We start from the raw sequence: 3,942 nt of genomic DNA, 5'->3' as shown, positions 1-3,942 counted from the left end.
GCCGGAAGTGGCGCATGCCGGTGAACATCATCGCCATGCCGTGCTCGTTGGCGGCGGCGATGACCTCCTCGTCCCGCATGGAGCCGCCGGGCTGGATCACGGCGGTGATCCCCGCCTCATGGGCGGCGTCGATGCCGTCGCGGAAGGGGAAAAAGGCGTCCGAGGCCATCACCGAGCCAGCCACCTGCAGGTTCTCGTCGGCGGCCTTGATTCCGGCAATGCGGGCGGAATACACCCGGCTCATCTGGCCGGCACCCACGCCGATGGTCTGGCCATCGCGCACATAGACAATCGCGTTGGATTTGACGAACTTTGCCACCCGCCAGGCAAACAGCAGATCCGACTGCTCCTGCACGGTAGGAGCCCGCTCGGACACCTGGCGCAGGTCTGCTGCCAGCACCTGGCCCAGGTCGCGATCCTGGACCAGCAGGCCGCCATTGACGCGCTTGAAGTCCCAGGCGGGCGAGGGGTTGTCATCCCACTGACCGCACTCCAGCAGGCGCACATTGGGCTTGCCGGCCACGGCCTGGGCCGCCTCGGGCAGCACCTGCGGGGCGATGATCACCTCCACAAACTGGCGGGCGACGATGGCCTGGGCCGTGGCGCCGTCCAGGGGGCGGTTGAAGGCGATGATGCCGCCGAAGGCGGAGGTGGGGTCGGTTTGGAAGGCCTTGTCATAGGCGGAGAGGCAGTCATGGGCCACCGCCACGCCACAGGGGTTGGCGTGCTTGACGATCACGCAGGCGGGTTCGGCAAACTGCTTCACGCACTCCAGGGCGGCGTCGGTATCGGCAATATTGTTGAAGGACAGGGCCTTGCCCTGGATCTGCCGGGCCGAGGCCACGCCGGCCTCGGCGGGCTGGTGCTCACGGTAGAAGGCGGCAGCCTGGTGCGGGTTTTCCCCGTAGCGCAGGTCCAGGGTCTTCTCGAACTGCACCGAGAAGGTGCCCGGGAAGGCCTCGCGGCTGCCGTCCTCGGCCATGGTGGTCAGATAATTGGCAATGGCGCCGTCATAGCGACCGGTATGGGCATAGGCCTTGGCCGCCAACTCAAAGCGCAGGCGTTGGGGCAGGGCACCGTTGCCGCTCTCCAGGGCGTCGAGTACCCGGTCATAGTCGGTGGGGTCCACGACAATGCCTACTGAGGCGTGATTCTTGGCGGCAGCCCGCACCATGGCCGGCCCACCGATATCGATGTTCTCGATGGCGTCTTCCAGGGTGCAGTCGGGCTTGGCCACGGTGGCCTCGAAGGGGTAAAGGTTCACCACCACCAGGTCGATGGGTGGGATGTCATGTGTCTGCATGGCCTCATCGTCCACGCCGCGACGACCCAGGATGCCCCCGTGAATCTTCGGGTGCAGTGTCTTCACCCGCCCGGCCATCATCTCGGGGAAGCCGGTGTGGGCCGACACCTCCTTGACGGGCACGCCAGCCTCGGCCAGCAAACGGGCAGTGCCGCCGGTGGAAAGGATTTCCACCCCGCGCCCGGCCAGGGCCTGGGCAAAGGGCAGCAGCCCCGTCTTGTCGGAAACGCTGATCAGGGCGCGGGTCACGGGTCGGGAATCGGCTTGGGTCATAATCGTCTACTACGGTTGGGGGCGAAAAAGGGGGCAATTATACGCAGCGAGAACTGCGCAAGGCTAACGATACCGGCTTTTCGCGGACAAGGCCCATTCCCACAGAGTGCTGGTCTGGCGGCGGTGGCATGGGGAGGCATGTGGGGGGCTGACCCTGACGATCGGCCAAAAAAAAGCGCGGCTTGAGGAGCCGCGCCAAAACCACCAAAGGAGGATGGAGGAGTATACCGAACCCCGGAATTGCTCCAGGAAACAGTATGGCCCTAATATCGTATGCTGCAGTGCACATGTCAAGCCCCACAGGAGGTTAGCCGTGATTCGGGTGATGAGCGGCGGGACTCCGGGGATGAATGGTGCGATGCACCATCGGGTCGCGGCCATTAGAGCTTGAGACGCTCCACCACCCTTCCATGCTGCAGGTGCTCATCGACGATCTCGTCGATGTCCTGCTCATCCGCAAATGTGTACCAGACCCCTTCCGGGTAGACGACGGCCACCGGTCCTTCGTTGCAGCGATCCAGGCAGCCAGCCACGTTCACCCGTACGCCGCCCTTGCCGGTGAGGTTCAGGGCCTTGGCGCGTTGCTTGGCGTGGTTGCGCAGCTCGCTGGCGCGGAAGTGCTCGCAGCAGTTGCCGTCGTCACGGTCGTTGGTGCAGAAGAAGATGTGTCGCTTGTAATATGCCATATCAGTTCCACAGATCGTAGACCAGGCTGATGGAGGTGACGGTATCCGTCTTTTCCCGATCCTCGGGTACATCGGTATTATGCTTCACTGTGAGGGCAAATCGAGTGGTGAACTTGTCATTCAGGCGATAGCGCAGGGCGCTGATGGATTCCACCTCGGTATTGTTGTCGCCCGCCTGGATCAGCAGGTCCTCCGTGAAGCGCAGGGCGTCGTTGATGCGGTAATCCAGGGCGCCAGCGCCTCGAAGGATCGTTTCATCTTCGTTTTCCCCCCCTTCAAGTCGAGCCTGCCGCAGACCGGCACCCGCCTCCAGGTCCAGTCGGAAGTGTTCGGTATCGGCCACGCGACGACCGTAGCCTGCCGACAGGGCGCGTTGGTAATCATAGCCGCTGAAGCGATCCTTCTCGCCGCGCAGCACCCCGAACAGGTAATCCCGTTCGGTGAGTTTGCGATCCGTCTGGAAGGTGCCCAGGTAGCGTTCCTGGGTGGTTGCACCATCCTCCGAGCCGCTATAAGCCTCCAGCTGCAACGTGTGTCGCCACAGGGGGATTTCGTAGCGCAGGCGGCTGCGCGCGGTGATGTTCTGCGCATCGGTGTTGCCAGTGGAGAGCATGGCCCCGAACTCCGCATCTCCGCTCCAGCCCGCATCTTCTCCCCACTCGGCGGACAGGATGGGGGAGGCCAGCATCAAGGCACTGCTACAATAGGCGCAAAGCAACCGCGTACGAAACACGTTCATCACTCCCTTCATGATCCAGTTTGAGGGCGAACCCTAACAGATCCGCCGCTTGCAGTTCTCGGTCACCGCCTGAAACCCAACCCGAGTCAGCACCGCATGAATCCCCTTGCCCTGTTCCGCAGATCCCAACCAGCACCCGCGCGGAAACCCGGATCCTCCCTGGTGCCCTTCGCGCCCCGGAAAAAGGACTATACGTCCCTCGAGGACACAGACCTTTGCGTCAAGTGCGGCCTGTGTCTGCCTCATTGCCCCACCTATCGGGTCACCCTGGACGAGGGAGACTCGCCCAGGGGTCGGATCACGCTCATGCAGGGACTGATGCAGGGCCATCTTCAGGATGATGCGGCGGTCCGCCGGCATCTGGAGAGTTGTGTGCAATGCCGGGCCTGCGAGGCGGTGTGTCCCTCCCTGGTGCCCTTCGGACGTCTCATGGACGCGGCGCGGGCCGAATTGATTCCCCCAGGCGGTCGCGGACCGATGAAGGGCTACCTGCTGCGCCATGAGCGTGGCCGCCGCGTGGCGGCGCGATCCTTCCGTCTGGCACAGATGCTGGGCCTGGTGCGCCTGGCCAGCTGGCTGGGCTCCCGTCGCCGCCCCGGCCTGGCCCGGGCAGCTTCCTATGTTCTGGGCATGCCGCTGACCCGGGGCCTTCGGGTCATTCCCGTGAAAGAGGTGCCCCGGTTGCCGGCGCCTGGGGCGGATGCATCGCCGGCCGACACATCCGGTCGCCCCCTGCCAAGCCTGTCGGCGCCAGCGCCGACGCAGCAGTCGGCGGCTCTGGAGGCGGATACGTCATCATCGCAGCCGGAACGGGCAGGGCGGCCGGACGCTGGTGCACCTCCGGCAGGGCGTCAGGAGGCCTCCCGGCAGGGTCAGCAGGATAAGCAGGGTCAGCAGGACCAGCAGGGTCAGCAGGATAAGCAGGATAAGCAGGATAAGCA

At 64.5% G+C, this 3,942-nt stretch carries 4 protein-coding genes; 1 reads left to right on the top strand and 3 read right to left on the bottom strand.

The features are described from left to right. The 3 genes from purH to LPW29_RS14840 all read right to left on the bottom strand — a co-directional run. On the bottom strand, positions 1-1,576 hold a 1,576-nt coding region (purH, locus tag LPW29_RS14850), incomplete at its 3' end, for a bifunctional phosphoribosylaminoimidazolecarboxamide formyltransferase/IMP cyclohydrolase (RefSeq protein ID WP_238628660.1). A 380-nt stretch (positions 1,577-1,956) separates the two neighbouring features. Then, complete coding sequence (locus LPW29_RS14845) at positions 1,957-2,262, bottom strand: (2Fe-2S) ferredoxin domain-containing protein (RefSeq protein WP_090253027.1); 306 nt, start codon at positions 2,260-2,262, stop codon at positions 1,957-1,959. Between the two features lies 1 nt (position 2,263). Beyond that, positions 2,264-3,001: a DUF481 domain-containing protein gene (locus tag LPW29_RS14840; RefSeq protein ID WP_238628659.1), complete on the bottom strand. Its 738-nt coding sequence runs from the start codon at positions 2,999-3,001 to the stop codon at positions 2,264-2,266. Between the two features lie 162 nt (positions 3,002-3,163). On the opposite strand from LPW29_RS14840, the gene LPW29_RS14835 reads away from it, so the two are divergent. After that, on the top strand, positions 3,164-3,942 hold a 779-nt coding region (locus LPW29_RS14835; RefSeq protein ID WP_238628658.1), incomplete at its 3' end, for a (Fe-S)-binding protein.

It is taken from the genome of Ectothiorhodospira sp. 9100 (assembly GCF_022227565.1).
Classification (GTDB): Bacteria; Pseudomonadota; Gammaproteobacteria; order Ectothiorhodospirales; family Ectothiorhodospiraceae; genus Ectothiorhodospira; species Ectothiorhodospira marina.
Note: the sequence above shows the minus strand (reverse complement) of the source record. Positions and strands in the feature narration are given on the sequence as shown.

Bases quoted from the DNA above. Each gene is read 5' to 3' on its own strand.
- LPW29_RS14845 (WP_090253027.1), bottom strand. From the start codon at position 2,262: ATGGCATATTACAAGCGACACATCTTCTTCTGCACCAACGACCGTGAC.
- LPW29_RS14840 (WP_238628659.1), bottom strand. From the start codon at position 3,001: ATGAACGTGTTTCGTACGCGGTTGCTTTGCGCCTATTGTAGCAGTGCC.